Annotated in this window: 19 protein-coding genes; 15 read left to right on the top strand and 4 right to left on the bottom strand. The window is 66.0% G+C overall.

The features are described 5' to 3' along the window. Nucleotides 1–14: 14 nt before the first annotated feature. The 4 genes from QLH51_RS04745 to QLH51_RS04730 all read right to left on the bottom strand — a co-directional run bounded on the left by QLH51_RS04745 (nucleotide 15) and on the right by QLH51_RS04730 (nucleotide 6,455). On the bottom strand, nucleotides 15–1,481 hold the full coding sequence (locus tag QLH51_RS04745; RefSeq protein ID WP_206428937.1) for a tryptophan halogenase family protein: 1,467 nt from the start codon (nucleotides 1,479–1,481) through the stop codon (nucleotides 15–17). Between the two features lie 5 nt (nucleotides 1,482–1,486). Further along, on the bottom strand, nucleotides 1,487–2,515 hold the full coding sequence (locus QLH51_RS04740; protein WP_125656488.1) for a cupin-like domain-containing protein: 1,029 nt from the start codon (nucleotides 2,513–2,515) through the stop codon (nucleotides 1,487–1,489). Further along, complete coding sequence (locus QLH51_RS04735; protein WP_283514388.1) at nucleotides 2,512–3,192, bottom strand: SapC family protein; 681 nt, start codon at nucleotides 3,190–3,192, stop codon at nucleotides 2,512–2,514. The genes QLH51_RS04740 and QLH51_RS04735 overlap by 4 nt, the downstream gene beginning before the upstream one ends. Nucleotides 3,193–3,311: 119 nt before the next feature. Then, the gene (locus QLH51_RS04730; protein WP_125656494.1) at nucleotides 3,312–6,455 is read right to left on the bottom strand and encodes a TonB-dependent receptor; all 3,144 of its coding nucleotides are present in this window, start codon (nucleotides 6,453–6,455) and stop codon (nucleotides 3,312–3,314) included. A 360-nt stretch (nucleotides 6,456–6,815) separates the two neighbouring features. Between QLH51_RS04730 and QLH51_RS04725 the strand changes: the two genes are divergently transcribed. From QLH51_RS04725 to QLH51_RS04655, 15 genes are all read left to right on the top strand, one after another. Then, nucleotides 6,816–8,297, top strand: coding sequence for a methyl-accepting chemotaxis protein (locus tag QLH51_RS04725; RefSeq protein WP_125656497.1), 1,482 nt, complete (start codon nucleotides 6,816–6,818; stop codon nucleotides 8,295–8,297). 40 nt (nucleotides 8,298–8,337) lie between these two features. Then, on the top strand, nucleotides 8,338–8,601 hold the full coding sequence (locus tag QLH51_RS04720) for an STAS domain-containing protein (protein ID WP_125656500.1): 264 nt from the start codon (nucleotides 8,338–8,340) through the stop codon (nucleotides 8,599–8,601). 14 nt (nucleotides 8,602–8,615) lie between these two features. Next, entirely contained in the window at nucleotides 8,616–10,760 is a 2,145-nt protein-coding gene (locus QLH51_RS04715; RefSeq protein ID WP_125656503.1) for a chemotaxis protein CheA, read from the top strand. Beyond that, complete coding sequence (locus tag QLH51_RS04710; protein ID WP_125656506.1) at nucleotides 10,757–11,620, top strand: CheR family methyltransferase; 864 nt, start codon at nucleotides 10,757–10,759, stop codon at nucleotides 11,618–11,620. The genes QLH51_RS04715 and QLH51_RS04710 overlap by 4 nt, the downstream gene beginning before the upstream one ends. Continuing rightward, nucleotides 11,617–12,654, top strand: coding sequence for a protein-glutamate methylesterase/protein-glutamine glutaminase (locus tag QLH51_RS04705; protein ID WP_125656509.1), 1,038 nt, complete (start codon nucleotides 11,617–11,619; stop codon nucleotides 12,652–12,654). The genes QLH51_RS04710 and QLH51_RS04705 overlap by 4 nt, the downstream gene beginning before the upstream one ends. Next, nucleotides 12,642–13,196: a chemotaxis protein CheD gene (locus tag QLH51_RS04700; protein ID WP_443018816.1), complete on the top strand. Its 555-nt coding sequence runs from the start codon at nucleotides 12,642–12,644 to the stop codon at nucleotides 13,194–13,196. The genes QLH51_RS04705 and QLH51_RS04700 overlap by 13 nt, the downstream gene beginning before the upstream one ends. Nucleotides 13,197–13,228: 32 nt before the next feature. After that, nucleotides 13,229–13,591 (top strand): response regulator, encoded by a 363-nt coding sequence (locus QLH51_RS04695; RefSeq protein ID WP_125656515.1) that lies wholly within the window; start codon nucleotides 13,229–13,231, stop codon nucleotides 13,589–13,591. Nucleotides 13,592–13,614: 23 nt separating this feature from the next. After that, nucleotides 13,615–14,052 carry a chemotaxis protein CheW gene (locus tag QLH51_RS04690; protein WP_125656518.1) on the top strand — a complete coding sequence of 146 codons (438 nt, stop codon included), beginning with the start codon at nucleotides 13,615–13,617 and terminating at the stop codon, nucleotides 14,050–14,052. A gap of 34 nt (nucleotides 14,053–14,086) precedes the next feature. Next, a complete protein-coding gene (locus QLH51_RS04685; protein WP_125656521.1) occupies nucleotides 14,087–15,088 on the top strand; it encodes a chemotaxis protein CheB in 1,002 nt (333 codons plus the stop codon). Next, nucleotides 15,085–15,366, top strand: a complete 282-nt coding sequence (locus QLH51_RS04680) for a hypothetical protein (protein ID WP_125656524.1) — start codon at nucleotides 15,085–15,087, stop codon at nucleotides 15,364–15,366. Before QLH51_RS04685 ends, QLH51_RS04680 begins: the two co-directional genes overlap by 4 nt. 627 nt (nucleotides 15,367–15,993) lie before the next feature. Further along, nucleotides 15,994–16,806: a hypothetical protein gene (locus tag QLH51_RS04675; protein WP_283514381.1), complete on the top strand. Its 813-nt coding sequence runs from the start codon at nucleotides 15,994–15,996 to the stop codon at nucleotides 16,804–16,806. Between the two features lie 4 nt (nucleotides 16,807–16,810). Next, nucleotides 16,811–17,161: a hypothetical protein gene (locus QLH51_RS04670; protein ID WP_164516105.1), complete on the top strand. Its 351-nt coding sequence runs from the start codon at nucleotides 16,811–16,813 to the stop codon at nucleotides 17,159–17,161. After that, nucleotides 17,158–17,472 carry an ASCH domain-containing protein gene (locus QLH51_RS04665; RefSeq protein WP_164516106.1) on the top strand — a complete coding sequence of 105 codons (315 nt, stop codon included), beginning with the start codon at nucleotides 17,158–17,160 and terminating at the stop codon, nucleotides 17,470–17,472. Before QLH51_RS04670 ends, QLH51_RS04665 begins: the two co-directional genes overlap by 4 nt. Continuing rightward, nucleotides 17,469–18,869 (top strand): hypothetical protein, encoded by a 1,401-nt coding sequence (locus tag QLH51_RS04660; protein ID WP_125656532.1) that lies wholly within the window; start codon nucleotides 17,469–17,471, stop codon nucleotides 18,867–18,869. Before QLH51_RS04665 ends, QLH51_RS04660 begins: the two co-directional genes overlap by 4 nt. 3 nt (nucleotides 18,870–18,872) lie before the next feature. Then, nucleotides 18,873–19,286 carry a hypothetical protein gene (locus tag QLH51_RS04655; RefSeq protein WP_164516107.1) on the top strand — a complete coding sequence of 138 codons (414 nt, stop codon included), beginning with the start codon at nucleotides 18,873–18,875 and terminating at the stop codon, nucleotides 19,284–19,286. The last annotated feature ends 750 nt before the right edge of the window (nucleotides 19,287–20,036 follow it).

Genomic DNA, 20,036 nt, shown 5'->3' with positions numbered 1-20,036 from the left:
GTTGGATCAAATCCTCAGTCGGGGCTGCGGCAATAGGCGTCGAGGAACTGCTGGTGCGTCGGCAGCTGTGCCACCGTTGCGGCGATGCCGCCGCGCAACTGGTCCAGTGCCGCGCCCAGTTCACCCGGCGGCATCGCCCTTGCCAGCGGATGCCAGGCGACGGGGGCAAGGCGCTGGCCCAGCATCACCTGCACCCATGATCCGACTCGGAACAGGTCGTCGGCGGACTGATAGGTATGCGCACCCTCTGCGAACAGCGCGATGCGTTCGGCGAGGCTGTCGGGCGGGGTGATCTCGCGCCGTTCGCGCCAGAAGGGGTCGTCCCGCTGGTTGAGGTGATAGTGCAGCAGCACGAAGTCGCGCACCGCCTCTATCTCGCGCCGGCCCTGATCGTTGAAGCGCGCGCGCGCCGCCGCGCCGGGATGGCCGAAGGGCAGCAGCTGCACCAGCCGGGTCAGCGCGATCATGACGAGGTGCAGGCTGGTGGATTCCAGCGGCTCGACGAAGCCGCTCGACAGGCTGAGCGCGACGCAGTTGCGTTCCCACGTTGCCATGCGCCGGCCGGTGCGGAAGCGGATCAGGCGCGGTTCGATCAGCGTCTCGCCCTCGATCGACGCCAGCAACCGCTCGCGCGCCGCGTCGTCGTCCAGATGGCGCGAGCTGTAGACCAGCCCGTTGCCGACGCGGTGCTGCAGCGGGATCTGCCAGCGCCAGCCGGCATCGTGCGCGATCGCGCGGGTATAGGGCGGGGCGGGGCCCACGCTGCGCGTCTGCACCGCCAGCGCGCGGTCGGTCGGCAGCCAATGGCCCCAATCCTCGAACCCGACGCCCAGCGTCCGTTCGATCAGCAGCGCGTGGAAGCCGGTGCAGTCGAGGAACAGGTCGCCCTCCACGCGCTGCCCGTCGTCGAGCACCAATGCGGCGATGTCACCGCCCATGGGATCGCGTTCGACCCGCGCGATCCTGCCCTCGATCCGGGTCAGCCCCTGCGCTTCGCTGCGCCGGCGCAGATAGGCGGCGTAGCGGCCGGCATCGAAATGATAGGCGTAGTTGAGCGGCGTGTCGGGACCGCCGACGAACCGCCCGGCCTCTGCCGCCTCGTGTTCGAGGCAATAGGCGCCGATCGGGGCGGCGGCGCCCTGTCGCTGTGCCTCCAGCCAGAAATGCTGGAAATCGCCCATCCATGTCGATCGGCCGACCTCGCCGAACGAATGGACATAGCGGTCGTCGCGCTGCGCCCATCCTTCGAACGCGATGCCCAGTTTGAAGCTGGCGCCGGTCGCGGCCATGAACTCCGCCTCGTCGAGGCCGAGCAGCGCATGGAAGCTGCGGACTGTAGGGATCGTCGCCTCGCCCACGCCGATGGTGCCGATCGCTTCGGATTCGACCAGCGTCACCTGCACCAGGTCGGCCAGCTGCCTGGTCAGCAGCGCGGCGGCCAGCCAGCCGGCGGTGCCGCCGCCGGCGATTACGATACGCATGGGGGTCATCGGTTCAACCGTTGCAGCAGACGTGCGCGCAGCCGCCGCGCGGCGGGTTCGTCGAGCGGGGCGAGATCGCCGTGGATCGCCATGGGCAGATGCGCGCGCGCGCCGTCACCGCCGCTCCAGACATAATGGTCGAACATCGCCGCCCATGCCGCGCGCTCGGCCGCGGGCCGTTCGCGCAGCGACAGCAGCGCGTGGAGCAGGGTCGTCATCGGGCTGTCGACAAAGGCCGGCACGTCGTTCCACCAATAGTTCATCAGCACGTTGAACGATGCCAGCGCCTCGACATTGTGCCACCACAGCGCGGGGTAGAACAGGACGTCGCCGGGTTCGAGATCGGCGACCTGTGCGTGGGCCAGCGCCTCGGCGAAGCGGGGATGGCGGTCGAGGTCGGGCGCGCGCAGGTCGACCATGCTGACAACCTGGCCGCCCGGTGTCGGCTCCAGCGGTCCCGGATACAGCTTCGCGACCTGATCGGGCGGGAACAGGGTGAAGCGCCGCCGCCCGACCACGCAGACGGCGAGGTTGTTCGACATGTCGTAATGCGTTGCCGCGACGGTGCGGTTGCCGATCCAGATGCTGGCGAGCGGCGGTGCCGCGCCCGACGACAATGGCGGCAGCGACAGGTCGTTGTCGGTGCGCAGGCCGGGCAGATAGGCGTCGAGATCGGTCGAACCGATATAGAAGGCCGGCGATTCCGGGTCGTCGAGATGCCGTTCGATCCGGTCGAGATAGGCGCAAAGGCCGATCCGGCCCGCGTCGAAATTCAGTCCCGACCAGTCGTCACGATAGAAGAAGCGCCCGCCGATCGCCGGATCGCCGGTATAGCCCACGATCGGCCGCCCGCCGTCGAACTGCTTCAGATAGGCGATGGCCGCCGCCGGACCCGCCCGGCCCGCGGCGACCAGAGGCCAGTCGGCGGCGATCCCGCGCAGGACCACCGGCTCGTTCGCCGCGACCAGCGCCACGGGCGAGAGGTCGGAAAGGCGAGCGCCCTCGATCACCCGGACGGGGCGGGGCGGTGTCATCCGCCGTGCCGCTGGCGACGACGATCGATCAGCCGCGGCATGTTGTCGAGCGAGGCGACCGCCATGAACGCCGCACGCAGCGCCCCGCTGCGGTGGAGCGTCGCCAGCGCATCGGCGTCCAGCGTGTCCAGCCGGTCCTCGTCGATGACGAAGATGCCTTCGACCGCGCAGGTCTGGCCGTCGCCCAGATCGATCTCGATCGTGGTCGGGCGCAGCAGCCGCGCCGCCTCCCATGCAGCGAACAGCGGGGCGTTGATCGCCTGCCCCTCGCGGATCACGTCCAGCACCGCCTCGATATGGGCAAGATACGGCGCGGTCCCGCCATGTTGCAGATAGAGCGACTCGCCGGCCTGTCCGACGCGCGGATCGTCGAGATCGACCTGCACGCCCTGTCCGTCGGGGGCGGGGGAGAAGGGGCCGCGCTGGCGGACGGCAGGAATATAGCTTGCCCGCCAGCCATCGGGCCCGAGAAAGAGATTGTCGTCGGGGTCGAGCCCGAGCAGCGCCACGGCGTAGAACCCGCCACGCTCGTCGCGGCGGAACAGGATCGGATAGTCGCGCTGCGCCGTTTCGAACTCGTTGGGGAACAGCAGCACCTGATTCACCGCGTCGCCATGCGCAGCACCATGCGCGACCGCGACGGTCAGGTCGTGGTGGTCGACGTTGTTGAGGGGCACGGGATGGGGCATCGGCGGCACGAACCTGCTGTAGAACGGGCGGTCAGGATACGGGGTGGCGCGGTAAAGGAAAGAGCCCGCCGCCGAAGCGGACGGCCCTTTCCAGTTACCTGGGCGCCCTAGAAACGGTAGCGCGCGCCCAGCAGGAAGCGCGGCTTCAGTTCCTGCGCGAACACCAGCGCGTTGCGATCGCGGCCGTACTGGACCAGCGGTTCGCTTGTCAGGTTCACGCCCTCGATCGACAGCGCCATCTTGTCGCTCAGATCGTAGCTGATGTTGAAGTCGAGCGTGCCGAACGGCGCCACGAACAACGGGTTGCGGCTGTCGCCCTGGTTGGTCGCGGCGAGGAACTTGTCGCGCCAGTTGTACGACACGCGCGCCGACAGCCCGTTCCTGTCGTAGATGATCGAGCCGTTGGCGCTGTCGCCCAGACCGGTCAGCGCGAACACGTTGACGCTGGGATCGGCGGCGATGTCCGCGTTCACGTCGCCATACACCTTGGTGTACGACGCCTGCACGCCGAAGCCGGTGTTGCCGAAGAAGTGCTGCCCGGCCAGTTCGAAGCCATAGATATGGCCGTCGCGGTTGTTCACCGGCTGCGACACCGCGAAGGTGTAGAGCGGGTCCTGTGCGTTGCCGAAGATGTCGACCGATTGCAGGATGCTGTTCACATAGTCCTGGTTCAGTGCGCCCGCCGCGTTCCGGTTCGCCTGGAAATTGGCGTCGGCCTGTGCGGTGTTGCCGCCGTTCTGGCTCAACAGCGCGGTGTAGGTGAAGAGGTTTACGTCGCTGAGGTCGGCGCCCAGCGCGCGCAGCCGGTCGGCCGCGGTGCCCGAGCGGGTGCCGGGCGCCCCCGACGACGGATCGCGCAGGTCGAACAGCGTGCGGTTGAAGACGCCCGTGCCGATGAAGTTGCGCACCCGCTTGTCGAAGAAGCCGAGCGAGACATAGCTCGACGGCTTGTAATACCACTCCACCGACAGGTCGAAATTGTCGGACACGAGCGGCAGCAAACCGGCATTGCCTGAGGAGCCGGTCGGCCGGCCGCCCAGCGCGACCGGACGGCTGGGCGCGCCCGCGGTGGTCGATGCGAACAGGTTGCCATAGTCGGGCCGCGCCAGCGTCCGGCTGGCCGAGGCGCGGGCGATGAAGTTGTCGAACACCTCGATGTTGAAGTCGATCGCGGGCAGCAGGTTGGTATAGCTGCCACGCTGCGACACCGTCGACGCCGACGAGGAGATGACCGACGAGAAATCGTTGTCGGCGTCCCATTTGATCGCCGACGGAACCGCCTGCAATGCGATCGAGCGGACCTTGGTCTCTTCGTAGCGGGTGCCGAAGACGAGGTTGGCGTTGCGGCCGGCGATCTCGCCCTTCCACGTGATCTGGCCGTACACCGCCCAGATCTTTTCGCCGACGCTGTCATAGTCGTTGGCGGTCGTGTTGATCGGATTGGCGGCGTAGAAGTTCGAGAAGATGTCGTTCAGCACGACCGCGTTGCCGCGGAAGGCGGTGCGCTTCTGATCGGCCGGGGTGAACCGGTCGAACTTGCAGTCGAGGCAGAAGGTCTTGACGACGTTCGAGGCAAGCCGCTGCACGATGCCCGGATCGGTGATGCCCCAGTCGCCCAGCTGCTGCTGCGTCTGCACCCGCTGGCTGGTCATGACCGCGTCGCTGTAGGTGCCGCCGAAGTCGAACCGGCTGCCGGCGCCCAAGTCCCAGCCGAGGTCGGCGCGACCGCCGTTGATCCGCTGCCGCTGCGTCGCGGTGTTGGTACGCGCGATCTGCGTGCCGAGGTCGCCGATGTCGAGGACGCCGTTGCCGTTGCCGTTGATCCGGTCGTTGATCGTCTGCGTCACCTGCGGAAAGCCGGTGCTGTAGTCGATCGCCTGGGCACTGATGACCGGCGCGCCGAGCGACAGCAGCGTCACCGACGTGCCGTTGGGCGCGTCCGGCGTCGACTTCGACACGGCATGATAGCCGTCGAGGTTCAGCGTCAGATTGTCGGTCATCTGCCATTTGCCGTTCAGCCCGTAGGACTGAAGCTGGGTCTTGGTCGCGCGGAACTGTTGTTCGAAGCCCTGATCCTTCACGCCGTTGATCGATTCCGAGATGAAGTCGGGCGTGGCGATCACGTCGTTGCCGTTGAAGCGGATCCGGCCGAACGGGCGGTTGAACCAGTTGGTCTGCTCGCTGCGCTGTTCCTCCAGCCGGTTCTGCGCGAACAGCGCGTCGGCGGTGAAGGTCAGCCGGTCGGTCGGGGCGAACTGCGCCACCGCCTGTCCGTTGATGCGCTGGCGCTTGTTTTCGGAGAACTGGTAGCGGCTGTCGTTGGGGACCAGCGTGAACGGGGTGGTCGGGCGGTTCTCGATCTGGGTCTGCCCGTTGACGTACGGGCCGGCGGGGTTGAGCACGTCGGCGGTCGGGACCACCGTGAAATAGTTGGGCGCGCTCTGGGCCGAGGTGCTGTCGCGCCGCTGGAAGCTGCCGAACACCGACAGGCCGAAGGTGCGGGCGTCGTTGCGCCAGCTGACGAGGCCCGACACTTCGGGCAGCACGCGGGCGCCGACGCCGTCATTGGTGCTGACGTCGTGCAGCGCCTTGGCACCGACCGACCCGGTCAGCCCGCCTTCGCGCGAATCGAGCGGCCTGCGGGTGACGACGTTGATCGCAGCGCCGATGCCGCCCGACGGGATCGCCGCGCGGCCGGTCTTGTAGACCTCCAGCGCGGAGACGCCCTCCGACGCGAGATTCTGGAAATCGAACGAACGGCCGGTGCCGCGCGCGAAGTCGCCCGCGCCGCTGGTGTCGACGTTCGATGCCGGCAGCTGACGGCCGTTCAGCGTGACGAGGTTGAACCCGCCCGAGAAGCCGCGGACCGAAACCTGCGATCCTTCGCCGTTCACCCGGTTGATCGATACGCCGGTGATGCGCTGTAGCGATTCGGCGAGGTTGGTGTCGGGGAACTTGCCGATGTCCTCGGCGCTGATCGCGTCGACGACGCCCGCCGAATTGCGCTTGATGTCGATCGCGCGGTTGAGCGAGGCGCGGATGCCGGTGACGGTGATTTCGGCGCCATCCTCGACCGGGTCCTGGCCGGTCTGCTGGGCGGTGCTACCGTTGGTGCCCTCGGTCGCGCCGGGCTGGGCGTTGACGGCGGTGTCGCCGGTCTGTGCCGCGGCGATGCCGGGCGCGATGAACAGCGCTGCGAGCGCCAAGGTCGATGACGAGCGCGCGAGCGTGCCGAGAAGGTGACCCCTCATGCATATTCTCCCCTAGGATCGTGGTGCGGTTACGTCCGCCCATCTGTGTGCCGGATGATCCGACTGTGGTAACGCTACCACGTTGTCTACCGCTGTCAACTCATCGGTTGGCGCAACAAAGAAAGAATATCGGATAACCCGGGCACAGGATCGAACGCGGGTGCCTTGCATCGAGGAGCCCGATCGAGACCGGAGCGCCATGCGGAACGGGTGGGTCGACGGACCGGATCATACCAACGGTTGAGCGGTCCGATGCCGCCATTAACCAGAAATTATACACCGTGTCCTATCCATGACGGTGAGAGGAAGTCCGCCCGGGGGGGTGGCTTCCCCGGGGGTCATCCCATGGGAGCAGGACGCATGATAGGTTGGTTCCGCAAAGCTGCGCCGGTACGCCAGAAATTCGTCGTACTGGGCGTGGTCTATACCACCTTGGCCGCAATCCCGGTCGCGACGACCGCGCTGGCATTGTCGGACGCGCTTCCCGCCGGGACCCTGCTGGCGATGGCGGGCGGCGCACTGGTGCTGACGATGCTGATGTCGGTGCTGTTCCGCACGGCGATCTGCGATCCTTATGTCAGTTCGGTCGAACAGATGGAGGGAATCGCCGCGGGCGATTTCGCCTCGCCGATCCGGTATCTCGATCATAGCGACTGCGTCGGGCGCATGTCGAAGGCGATGGAAGTGTTCCGTGCGAACGGGCAGGCCGTGAAGAACGCGACGGCGACGCAGCAGCAGGTCGTCGGTGCGTTGGGGCAGGGGCTGTCGCGCCTTGCCGCCAGCGACGTCAGCTATCGCATCGACGAGACGTTCCCGGCCGATTACGAACCGCTGCGCCGCGACTTCAACGCCGCCATGCAGGCGGTGTCGGAAGTGCTGGCCGCGGTGCGCGAGGCGACCAGCGGCATCAACAACGGCGCCAACGACATCCGCGACGCGTCGGACGACCTGTCGCAGCGCACCGAACAGCAGGCCGCCAGCCTGGAGGAAACCGCGGCGGCGATGGACCAGATCACCGGCACCGTCCGCGAGACCGCCGTCGGCGCGACCCGCGCCAACAGCGTGGTCAGCGAGACCCGCGCCGAGGCCGAGCAGTCGGGCGACGTGGTCCGCCGCGCGGTGGAGGCGATGAACGGCATCGAGCGCGCCTCGGCCGAGATCGGCGACATCATCACCGTGATCGACGGCATCGCGTTCCAGACCAACCTGCTCGCGCTGAACGCCGGGGTCGAGGCGGCCCGGGCGGGGGATGCGGGCAAGGGCTTCGCCGTCGTCGCATCGGAAGTGCGCGCGCTCGCCCAGCGCTCGGCCGATGCCGCCAAGGACGTGAAGGCCAAGATCAACGCATCGTCGGAACAGGTGGCGACCGGCGTCGAACTGGTCAGCGAGACCGGCAAGGCCCTGCAACGCATCATCGGCCGCATCGGCGAGATCAGCACGCTGGTCAGTAGCATCGCGACGTCGGCCGAGCAGCAGGCGACCGGGCTCCAGCAGGTCAATACCGCTGTCAACGAGATGGACGGTGTGACGCAGCAGAATGCGGCAATGGTCGAACAGGCCACCGCCGCCGCCCGCAGCCTCGCCGAGGAAGCGCAGGAGCTGGCGCGTCATGTCGACCGCTTCAACCTCGGTGACGGCGCCCCCACCGCCTTCGCACCGGCGCCCGCGCACCACACGCCCGTCCGTCACGCTCCGACGCAGAGCGCCGTCCACCGGCTGCAGGCCCGTGTCGCACAGGTCGGGCGCGACATCGCCGCTCCGCCGCGGCGCAAGGTCGCGGCAGCGGGGGGCGCATCGTCTGCCGCGGCGGTGGCCGCCGACGACGACTGGACCGAATTCTGATCCGCCCGACCACCGGTACCCTTCATCGACGGACTTGCTCATGACCATCGCCCTGCCTGCCGTGCTCGACACCCCCGCCGCGACGGCGCTGCGCCAGACGCTGCGCGACGCCATCGCCGCGGGCGGTCCCGTCGCGATCGACGCATCGGGGGTCGAGCGGATCGGCCAGGCGTGCCTGCAGGTGCTGGCCGCGGCCGAAGCCGCCGCCGAGGACGCCGAACTCGACTTCCGTATCGTCGGCGCGAGCCCGGTGTTCGCCGACACGGCGTCGCTGGCGGCCCTCGACACCCTCCTCGCCGCCTGATTCCGGAGCGACCCATGGACCTCGACGCAATCCAGCAGATCTTCTTCCAGGAGTGCGAGGAAGGGCTCGCCGCGATGGAGAGCAACTTCGCGGCGCTGCGTGACGGCGACCGCGATTCCGAGACGATCAACGGCGTGTTCCGCTGCGTCCATTCGATCAAGGGCGGTGCGGGCGCGTTCGGCCACGAACGGCTCCAGGCCTATACCCACCAGTATGAGACGCTGCTCGACCTGATCCGCAACGGCACGCTGGAACTGACGCCCGCGCTGCTCGACGTGGTGGTCGGTGCGTTCGACATGCTGGCCGATCATGTCGCGGCCGCCCGCGACGGCGACACGCCGCCGTCCGACGGCGCGACGCTCGAACGGCTGACGGTCGCGGCCGGCGGCGATGCCGCCCCGCCGGCGGCGAAGGCGGCTGCACCCGAAGCGGCACCGGTCGCCCAGATCTCCGACGATTTCGACGACCTGATGTCGATGCTGGGCGACGTCGCCCAGTCCGAGGACGGGGCCGATGCCGCCAATGGCTGGCGCCTGCGCTTCGCGCCGGGACCAAGGGCGTTCGATCATGGCGCCGAGCCGCTGCTGCTTCTGCGCGAACTGACGATGCTGGGCGGCAAGGTTACCGCCTGCGACCGGGGCGAGCTGCCGACGCTGGACGCGCTGGAACCCGAATGTGGCTATCTGGTGTGGGACGTGGCGCTGCCGGCGAGCGTCGCCGAGGAGGATATCCGCGCGGTGTTCGAGTTCGGCGACCCGTCGGCGATCACCCTGACCCGCGGCGATGCCGAACCGGCGATGGCGCAGGACAGCGTCGATGCGCTGTTCGACCTGCTCGATTCGGTCGCGGCGCCCGCGGTCGTCGCCGACGAACCCGCACCGCCGCCCGCTCCGGCGCCCGCGCCGGTCGCCATCGTCGAAGCGGTCGAGGAAAAGGCCGCCCCGCGCGCCGCCGCTCCCACGCCTGCCGCCGCCCCGGCGGCGCAGACGATCCGCGTCGACCTCGACAAGCTCGACCGACTGGTCAACCTGGTCGGCGAGCTGGTCATCACGCAGGCGATGCTGGCGCAGCGGCTGGCCGAGAACCAGATGGGCGGCATTTCGGAGCTGAGCGACCTCGAACACCTGACGCGCGAGCTGCAGGAATCGACGATGGCGATCCGCGCGCAGCCGATGAAGACGGTGTTCAGCCGTGTGCCCCGCATCGTCCGCGAACTGGAGGGCGAGACCGGCAAGCGCGTCCGCCTCGAGGTCGATGGCGAGATGACCGAGGTCGACAAGACGGTGGTCGAGCGCATCGGCGAGCCGCTGACCCACCTGATCCGCAACGCCGTCGACCACGGGCTCGAAATGCCCGACGTCCGCGTCGCCAACGGCAAGTCGGCCGAGGGCGTCGTGCGCCTGTCGGCCGCGCACCAGTCGGGCCGGATCGTCATCACCGTGTCCGACGACGGGCAGGGGATCAACCGCGCCCGCGTGAAGGCCAAGGCGATCGAACGCGGCATCATCCTGCCCGACGCGGTGCTAAGCGAGGAGGAGATCGACAACCTGATCTTCGCGCCCGGCTTCTCGACCGCGGCGGTCGTGTCCAACGTGTCGGGCCGCGGCGTCGGCATGGACGTGGTGCGCAAGAACATCCAGGCGCTGGGCGGCCGCATCGGCATCCAGTCGCGCGAGGGCTTCGGGTCGAGCTTCTCGCTCAGCCTGCCGCTGACGCTGGCGGTGCTGGACGGGATGATCGTGACGGTCGGCGACCAGACCTTCGTCATTCCGCTGAGCCACATCGTCGAGAGCCTGCGCCCCGACGAGGTCGCGCTCAGCCGGCTGGGTCCCGACGGCACCGTGCTCGACGTACGCGGCGCCTATGTGCCCGTCCTGCGGATCGCCGACTATCTCGGCATCGACGGGGCGCAGCGCAACGCGACCGATGCGGTGCTGATCGTGGTCGAGGGCGACCATGGCCAGGCCGCGCTGCTGGTCGACACGATCCAGGACCAGCGGCAGGTCGTCGTGAAGAGCCTCGAAGCGAATTACCAGGCGATCGACGGCGTGGCCGGTGCGACGATCCTCGGCGACGGGCGCGTTGCGCTGATCGCCGATGTCGACGCGCTCACCTCGCGCGGCGGGCGCTATGCCGGCCGTTCGGCATTGGCCGCATGAGCCGCTCCGCCGCCCTCGATGACAGCCGCGCGCGCGAATTCGACTTTCGCGCCGCGGACCACCGCGCGATCGCCGCGCTGGTGTATGACGAGGTCGGCATCCTCCTGCCCGACGGCAAGGCGCAGCTGGTCTATGGCCGGATCGCGCCGCGCGTCCGCGCCTGCGGCCTCGGCAGCTTCGCCGACTATGTCACGCTGATCGGTCGCGATACGGTGGAGCGGGCGCGCGCGATCGATGCGCTGACGACCAACCACACCAGCTTCTTTCGCGAAAACCATCATTTCGAGGATTTCGTCGACCGCATATGGCCGGCGCTGGTCGACCGCGTCGCCGGGGGCGGGCGGGTACGGCTGTGGTCGGCGGCGTGTTCGAGCGGCGAAGAACCCTATTCGTGGCTGATGGCGATGTTCGGCGCCGATCGCAGCACGGCGCAGCGCTTGCTGAAGGGCGACCTGAAGATGCTGGCGACCGACGTGTCGCCCAGCGTCCTCGCGACCGCGCGCGCCGGGCAGTATTCGAAGGAAACGATGCGGACGATCCCCGCATCGCTCCGCGCGGCATGGACCCGGGGGGAGGGCGACGACCTGGTCGTCGATCCGGTGCTGCGCGACGCGATCGCGTTCCGGCCGCTCAACCTGCTCGGCGACTGGCCGATCAAGGGGCGGTTCGACACGATCTTCTGTCGCAACGTCATGATCTATTTCGACGAGCCGACGAAGGAGCGCCTCCTGGCGCGGCTCGCCGACCGGCTGGAGGTGGGGGGCATGCTGTATATCGGGCATTCGGAGCGGTTGATCGGTGCGGTGCAGGGCAAGTTCCGCAGCATCGGCCGGACCGCGTACCAGAAGGTCGCCGCATGAGCGTCCGCACGCTGATCGTCGACGATTCGCTGGCGATGCAGGCGATCATCCGCCGCCGGCTGCTCGCCGATCCGGGGATCGAGGTCGTCGGCACCGCCGCCAGCGCCGACGAGGCGCGGGCGCAGATCAAGGCGCTCGACCCCGATGTCGTGACGCTCGACATCGAGATGCCGGGGATGAGCGGGCTCGACTTCCTCGAACGGCTGATGCGGCTGCGCCCGACGCCGGTCGTCATGCTCTCGACGCTGACCGCGCAAGGGGCGGAGGCCAGCCTGACCGCGCTGGAGCGCGGCGCATTCGACTGTTTCGACAAGAAGCGCCTGATGGGCGGGGCCGATCAGGCCGGTACCATCGAGCTGAACGATCTGGTGCGCGCCGCCGCCACGTCGCGGCCTGCCGCCCGCAGCACCCCGATACGTACCGCGGCACCGGTGCAGGAGCGGGCGAGCTATACCCCGCGGCCCGGCGCGATGATCGCGATCGGCGCATCGACCGGCGGGGTCGAGGCGCTGATCGAACTGCTTTCGACCTTTCCCGCCAACTGTCCGCCGACGGTGATCGTGCAGCACATGCCGGCGACCTTCACCCCCAGCTTCGCCGCGCGCCTCAACCGGCTGTGCGCGCCTGCCGTCGAGGAAGCGCGCCCCGGCGCGATCCTGGCGGTGGGCAAAGTCTATCTGGCGCCCGGCGGCGAACGGCACCTGGAACTGGGCGGCGCGGGCGATCGTCGCCATTGCCGGCTGGTCGAGGCCGACAAGATCAACGGGCATCGCCCCTCGGTCGACCGGCTGTTCCATTCGGTCGCGCGGCTGGCGGGCGGCGATGCGACCGCTGCGATCCTGACCGGCATGGGCTGCGACGGGGCGGAGGGGATGAAGGCGATGCGCGCCGCAGGGTCGATGACCTTCGGCCAGGACAAGGCGACCAGCGTCGTCTACGGCATGCCCGCGATCGCGCATCAGATCGGCGCGGTCGCCGAACAGCTGCCGCTGCGCCGCATCGCCGCCCGGCTGTTGCAGGAATGTGCCGCATGACGACCTTCGCTCACCGCGACGGCCTGCGTCGACGGACCGTCGCGCAGGGCGAGACGCAGGTCAGCCACGAACCCGATGTCGTGCTGACGACCGTGCTGGGCAGTTGCGTCGCGGCCTGCTTCTACGATCCGGTCGCACAGATCGGCGGCATCAACCATTATCTGCTGGCCGACGGCACCGCGACCGACGCCGCATCGATGCAGCGTTACGGCGTCTACGCGATGGAGGTGCTGATCAACGCGATGCTGGCGGGCGGTGCCGCCCGGTCGCGGTTGCGTGCACGGATTTTCGGCGGTGCAACGATGCGTGAAGGATTTCGCGATATCGGTGGTGCCAACATCGCCTTCGCCCGTACTTTCCTGCGCGAGGAACGGATCGCGCTGGTCGGGGAGGATGTGGGGGGCACGAGCGCGCGGCGCGTGGAATTTCGCGCGGCGGTGGGACTGGCACGGTGCCGGTCGGTGACCGAGGCGGCACCGCCGATCGTCGTGCGCCGGCCCCCGCCGCCGCCCGCCGCCGTCGGCGACGTGGAATTTTTTTGATGACCGAATTCGTACCGAGGGGACCTCTAACCGTGGCAAAGACGATCATGACCGTCGACGATTCGCCCAGCATGCGGATGTTGTTGCGGGTCGCGCTCAACGATCTGGGATACAGCGTCGTGGAGGCCGAGGACGGCGTCCATGCGCTGGAAAAGCTCGACGGGTTCCAGCCTGACCTGCTGATTACCGACATCAACATGCCGCGCATGGACGGGTTCGGCCTGATTTCGGAGGTTCGCGGGCAGGGGCGCCGCAGCCTGCCGATCCTGGTGCTGACCACCGAAAGCTCGGACGAGAAGAAACAGCGCGCGCGCGACGCCGGTGCCACCGGCTGGATCGTGAAACCCTTCCATCCCGAAAAGCTGGCCGCCGCCATCCGGCGCGTCCTGCACTGATCCGACCGCCCGAGGAACCGACCATGTCCCGCCAACTCATCACCTTCCAGCTCGGCGACCAGATCCTGGGCGTCGACATCATGGCGATCCGCGAGATCCGCGCGTGGTCGCCGGCCACCCCGCTGCCCAATGTTCCGCCCTATGTCCGCGGCGTCGTGAACCTGCGCGGCGTCGTGCTGCCGGTGTTCGACCTGCGCCACCGGCTGAACTGGGGCCTGACCGATCCGTCGGCGCGCCACGTCATCATCGTGGTGCGGATCGGCGAGCAGTTGCAGGGAATCATCGTCGACGCGGTGAACGACATCGTGTCGGTCCATCCCGACGCGATGCAGCCGGTGCCCGACATGGGCGACACCGAAGCGTCGCGCTTCCTCGACGGCCTTGCGACGATCGACAACCGGATGATCCTGGTGCTGGCGCTCGACCGTCTGGTCGACCAGCCGATCGCCGAAGCAGCCTGACGTACCGCGTAACAGTTTTAGGGACTATCACATCATGCCCAGCACCAAGGTTCTCGTCGTCGACGACTCGTTGACCATGCGAGCGCTGATCTCCGGCGCGCTCGAGCGAATTCCGGGGGTCGAGGTCGTCGGGCTGGCCGATGGCGCGGCCGAGGCGCGATCGATGGTCGCGTCGCTCAAGCCGCATGTCATGACGCTCGACGTCGAGATGCCCGGCATGAGCGGCATCGAATATCTGGCAGAGATCATGGAATCGAAGCCGATGCCGGTCATCATGTTCTCCACCCGCACCACAGACGGCGCGGGCGAGACGATCGAGGCGCTGCGGCTGGGCGCGATCGACTGCCTGCCCAAGCCGCGCGTCGCCGCGCCGGCCGAGCTGAACGCGATCATCGCCAAGCTGGGCAAGCGCATCAAGTCGGCCCGCAACGCGCCGATGAAGGGGGCCAGGAAAACCACCTCCGCCGCACGGCCGATCGACTGGAACGGTCGCCTGCTGGTCGTCGGCGGCGATGCGTCGAGCACCGCGTCACTGTTCAACCTGTTCGGCGAATTTCCGGCCAACTGCCCGCCGACCATCGTCGTCCAGCACCTCGGCCCCGGCTTGGTCGAGGGCATGGTCGCCAAGCTCGGTTCGCAGGTCGCGCCGAAGGTCGTCGTCGCGCAGGACGGCATGGCGATCGAACAGGGCACGATCTATTTCGCGCCGCAGGGCGACCATCACCTCGTCATCGACGCCTGGCCCTCGGGCAAGCTGCGCCTGCTGGCACGCGATCCGGTGGCGGGCGAGCGTCCGTCGATCTCGCTGCTGTTCGCCGCCGCCGCCAAGGCGGCCGGATCGAACGCGGCCGGCGTGCTGCTGATCGACGGCAGCGAGGATGGCGGCGGCGGGCTGAAGGCGATGCTGGGCGCGGGCGGCTATGCCTTTTCCCCGGCCGAGAGCGGTGGCGGCCACACGCTGGCGCGCGGCATGGTGACGCAGCCGGTGGCGGCCGACGGCCTTGCCGCCGGCATCCTGAAACTGTGCTCGAAATGAGCGCGCTGGCCATGCAGCCGCTGCCACCGCCCGCGCTGGGCGAGGCGATGGCGGGGGAGCTGGAGCGCGCATCGCGGATGCTCGGCGACCTCGCCTTCGAACTGGGCAGCGACGAAGCGACGCTGCGCCGGCATTTGACCGGGTTGCAGTCGATCGATCACGTCACGCAGATCCTGCTCAACCTCGCCACCGTGCTGCGCGCGGGCGAGGGGGCGGACCAGCTGGCCGGGGTAACGCTGGAGGATCTGGCGGCGCGGTTGCGGGCGAGCCTGAACTGACTGGTGCCCCACAATGAACAAAGATGGGCACTCAGATCATTGGCAAATTCAACTGACCCGGAGATAGCACCGGCAATCCAAGCTCAACCCGCATTTACAGGCTGGACGTAATTCACGTTGGCTTGACGACATCGACCCAAAAGTGGACGTTCAGGTCGCCCCGCTCGCTTCCCAGCTTCGGTCGTTCATTCATGTTCGCCCGACGCCTCGACCAGCGATGGTGAAATTGGCGAGAAGTGGGACTTTCCTGCCATTCGGGAGCGGATGTCAAACGACTTGTCGTGTCAGAAGCCGACGTTCAGCGCTAGTCCGACCGGCATCGCAGGACGACATGGCCGGCCTTCAGTTTCTAATGCACAGTTCGGAAGCTATCGTTCGATCAGTCATCTTAGGAAGGAGTTTTGGCTGTTTCGTCCCTTCTATCCAAGAGGGTGAGCTTCGCGAAGCTATGAGGCCGGTGGTGGTCGCCACCCTCGCTAGGGTCACTCGCCACTTCAACATGATGCACGATTGTGCCACCATTCTTGCAGGGGCGGAATAATTGGGGGAAGCTGATAGGTGGCCTGGCGACGATTGCCAGTACGGCGTTCGACATTCGAAACGCGGGGACGCTTGCGTATACCGGGATTGGCAGGAAGCCCGTTTGAGATTGCAACGGGCGGTTCCTATACTCGACCACCAAGCGATCTGCTGGTCCAGATCAAGGCAGGCCTGCCGGTGGCGATCTTCGCCCTCGAATATGCATCCGGCCGAATTGCCAAATTATGGCCCCGCTACAGCAAGGCGATCGAACATGATGGGCGGAGCTTTCGCGTAATGGCAGCATTGAGCGCCGCCGAGGTCAGCGCTGCCTGCGCACTGCTGGCGCGAGCCCATCCGCAAGGTGCGTCGCGGCACGGCATGCTGATATCCCTGTATGAGGAATTTACAGATGGTTCGCGCGCCTTGGTCGGCGTCACGCAGCTTGGTGAGTATTTTCACACGCATTTCCCCGGCCGGGCCCAGTTCGGGCGGCCGATTCTCGGCAAGGGTTATGCGGCGATCACACGCGGCGATGTCGTGAAGTCGATTCCGATTACGGCAGCCAAGCGATTCGCGCTTCGCAAGAAGGACCGCTGCAACGGTCTGGGAGAAATCCTTGCCCGCGAAGCGCTGGTTGTTGCCGGCAATTATCGCTGGCCACCGGCCGGTGTCGTTGAGGTAAGCCGGCATATGGCTGCGAGGAAATTCTTCGACACCTGTTGTGGAACTTCACGTGACTTTTTATCTCGTTCAGGATATGTTCCAGTCCCGCTCGCAAAATGGCTTCGTCATGGCATCCTCAATCACCGCATTGCAGTTGAGCTTACCGATCGACCTGTGCCAGGATATTATTATGCCGACGTCCGCAGCGCCGAAAGACCCGCCTCGATCAAACGAGCCCTCGAAGCCCTCGAGTGACCGGTTGTTCGTGCCGCTGTCGAGCGATCCGTTCGCTTGGTTTAGCTCAGGAAAAAAGACCTGGGAACTGCGCAAGCGCGGACGTCAATATACCTGCAGTCATGTGCGGCGCGGTCGGGATGTCGAGTTGCGGCGAGGCTATACCGATGCCGAATCGGCGCTATGGGGCGAGATCATCGAGGTTCTCGAGGCCGACAGCATCGAAGCTTTCTTCAAATGCGTGCACTGGCACGCGGTGTTGCCCGAAAGCGGCTCGCTCGACGAGGCGATTGCGGATGCACGCCGCATCCTGAATATCGACAAAGGGGAGGATGCCCCGGTGCTGGGTTTCAAGGTCGAGCTTGCCCGTCCGTGAAGCGGATCGGCCTAAAGTCAGCCTATTTTCCACTAGTCGCCAATGGCCAGAAGCGATCGACGATTCGTGCTGGCGCGAAGACTGATTTGGTCGGCCCGGCGATGCTCGTCGCGGGATCGCAGTCGATCGCGATCGCGATTTCCGAGGTGGTGGTGAAGCCCTATGCAGCACTGACCGAGGACGATGCGCGTCTCGACGGGTTCGCCAGCCTTGCGGAACTGATCGCGGCGCTCGAAAGTTTCTACCCTTATCTTGGACCTGCCGATCCGGTCAGCATCCTGCATTTCGAGCCGATGGAAATAACGCGATGAGCAAAGTCGTCGTGCATGCTGCCTATGTGCTCGATGACAAGGCGAAGGGCGGGTTCGACGAGAAGTTCGGTGATTTTCTCGAGCAGGTCGGTCGTGACCTGCTGGTTGGCACCTTCGCCGATTTCCACAAGAGTATTTTTCCGAGCGCCGCTAATGCCGATGCATTTCAGAAGCGGGCCGCCGAGGCTGCGGCGTGCCATGACGATCGCAATGATGCCGATGTGGCAAAGAATATTTTCGGGTTCCGTGTTGAATTCGACACGAGTTTGTTCGCCGACCCTGACTATGCCCTTCAGCGGCTGATCCATACCCTTGCGAGCGACATATTCCTGCGACGGATCAGCGATCATGCCGGTTTTGTAGCCGTAAAGACCATCGACTTCGGCGCGCTCAAGGGCACAATCGAAGCCGCCTATCGCCCGCAGAGCAACGATCGCGCAAAGATCCGGCAAGCTTTTGCGCTCGGCGATCATAAGCCGTTGCTAGCCTTCAGCCTCAAGCCGCGCAGTTGTCTGTCGGATGACGATTATTATGCGATCACGCGGCAGGCGTTCGACAGCGGCTGTGACATCGTCGAGCTCGATACACGCGACCTTTTGCTGCACGGTGCCGACCGACTGGCGCTTTTCGAAACGTTGACGTCACTGGCGCTCGATATGTCGAAGGGTCGGATCTGCCGTTTTTCTGCCAATCTGTCGGGTCCACCGCGGGTGATCGGGCCGATCTACGAGCGTCTAGCCCAATTGCATGAGGCTCAGGCCCCGGAAGGTCCCTGGGTGATCAAGGTTGATGGCAATCTCGATGGGCTGTCTCTGGTCCAAGCCATTCGGGCTGGCCAATTCACGGCTTATGCGCAGCCGATCATTACTTGCTACCCGGTACTTAAATATGCGCTCGAACGCGCACTTGGCCCGAATGGGTTCGTTCGCATGCTCGCAATGAGCGGTGTCGATGTCATTTATCCAGGCCAGTCTCCCAGCTTCGGCAATGCAAATGGGCGGATTGATACTCAGCGTGTGGCTGCGGCCAAGCAGCATTATCAAACGATGGATATGGGCGGATATCCGCTGCTCAGCGTTGCCGGCGGCGTCGCAATCAATTCGGTTCATGCTTGCTTATCGGTGCTGGGGCCCGATATCGCCTTTTTCGTCGGCGGCGGAATCGCGACTAGCAAGCACGGCATCAAATCCGGTGCCAGCAACTTTGCCCGGGCGATCGAATATGCCTGCCTCGATCTGTTCGAAGGCCAGAACGTCAACGGTCTTGAGGCCAAGTTCGTCGACTTGTCGAAAGTCTATTTCGACAATGGCAAGGTTCCAGAGGAATATGAATTCATACGTCCGACCACGCTCAAGGCTATCGCCGGTCGCTACAAATCGACCAGTCTGGAAAGCTGAAGCGTGATGGAGATACTGACTATCATCGCGATCCAGCTTAAGGGAAGTTTGGTGTTTCTGCTCGGCCTCGGCGGCATGTATACGACGGTTCGGGCGCTGATCACCGGCATGGTGACCCTCCCCGAGATCGACACAACGCGCGCCTCGATCGAGCTCGAAGCAAATCGGCTGGTCTTACAATTACGGGGGCTGGCGCTGGCAAGTGTCCTGCTGTTCATCGCGGCTGTCTGGATGTATTTTGCTGGTCCGATCGCGAGCATCGATGCGGATATGCTCAAGGCCAGCAAAGCGGTCCTCACCTCGGCACAAGTTTATAGCATCATAGCGCTGGTGATGATTGCGATCATCCTCGCTTTCATCGAATTGCGGGCCACGGTCCTGCGGACCCGCCTTGGAAAATTGTCGACTGCGAAATAGCGGGCAATACGTTGAACAGACGACATGATCGATCGCTCGGCGCGTTGGTTCGCCAGGTATCGCGCTTCACCGAGTAACATGAACGAGCGGCTGCTCTTGGGCCCGATTAAGCACCTCTTTAGCGACCGGAATGGGCGCGTTGCTGCCATGCCGTTTTGCGCTGAGCGAATGGCGGGTTCTGGAGCAAGCTGTCGTCCAAAGCCCAATCGGCAAACGACGCATTTTGGTCGCGAACTGCCGCTCTGCCCTCCTGTCCTGATGACCCATTTGTCGACACTCGCTGGCGCTTTTCGGCTTCCGAACTCCGGTCATTGGTTCATGTTGCGGGAGCGCTGGTCGAATGGCTCGGTATGGGACAAAGCCGTCATTCCCAAGTTCTGGCCTGAATGTCAGGTCTTGCCGCGAGCAGACATTCGGCGTTTGCTAGACCTCCCTCGCGCGGCGGCCGCGACTGGGTCGATAGCGGACTAGCAGCCTATAAGTTTTGGATCGCTAAAGTAGACACACTTCCATCTAGCTAATGACCGGAGCGGACATGCGCTCGTGTCATTTGTCGAATGGGATGTTTTCCATCGATATGGCGACCGGCGTTGTTTCTCGTCCAGCTGGTCAGCGCGCTTGAACGTAAGCGTGGCCGGCAGGCCGCCTTGCGGTAGCATTGGCATCCGGGATGCTTGTCGCCTTTGACGAGGGCGCGGACGGTGCGGGAAGTTTTCGGTACGACGACTGGTCATACGAGCACTCGTATGA

It is taken from the genome of Sphingomonas sp. 2R-10, from assembly GCF_030062225.1.
GTDB lineage: Bacteria > Pseudomonadota > Alphaproteobacteria > Sphingomonadales > Sphingomonadaceae > Sphingomonas.
The sequence above is the reverse complement of the archived record's forward strand: the minus strand, read 5'-3'. Positions and strand labels throughout refer to the sequence as shown.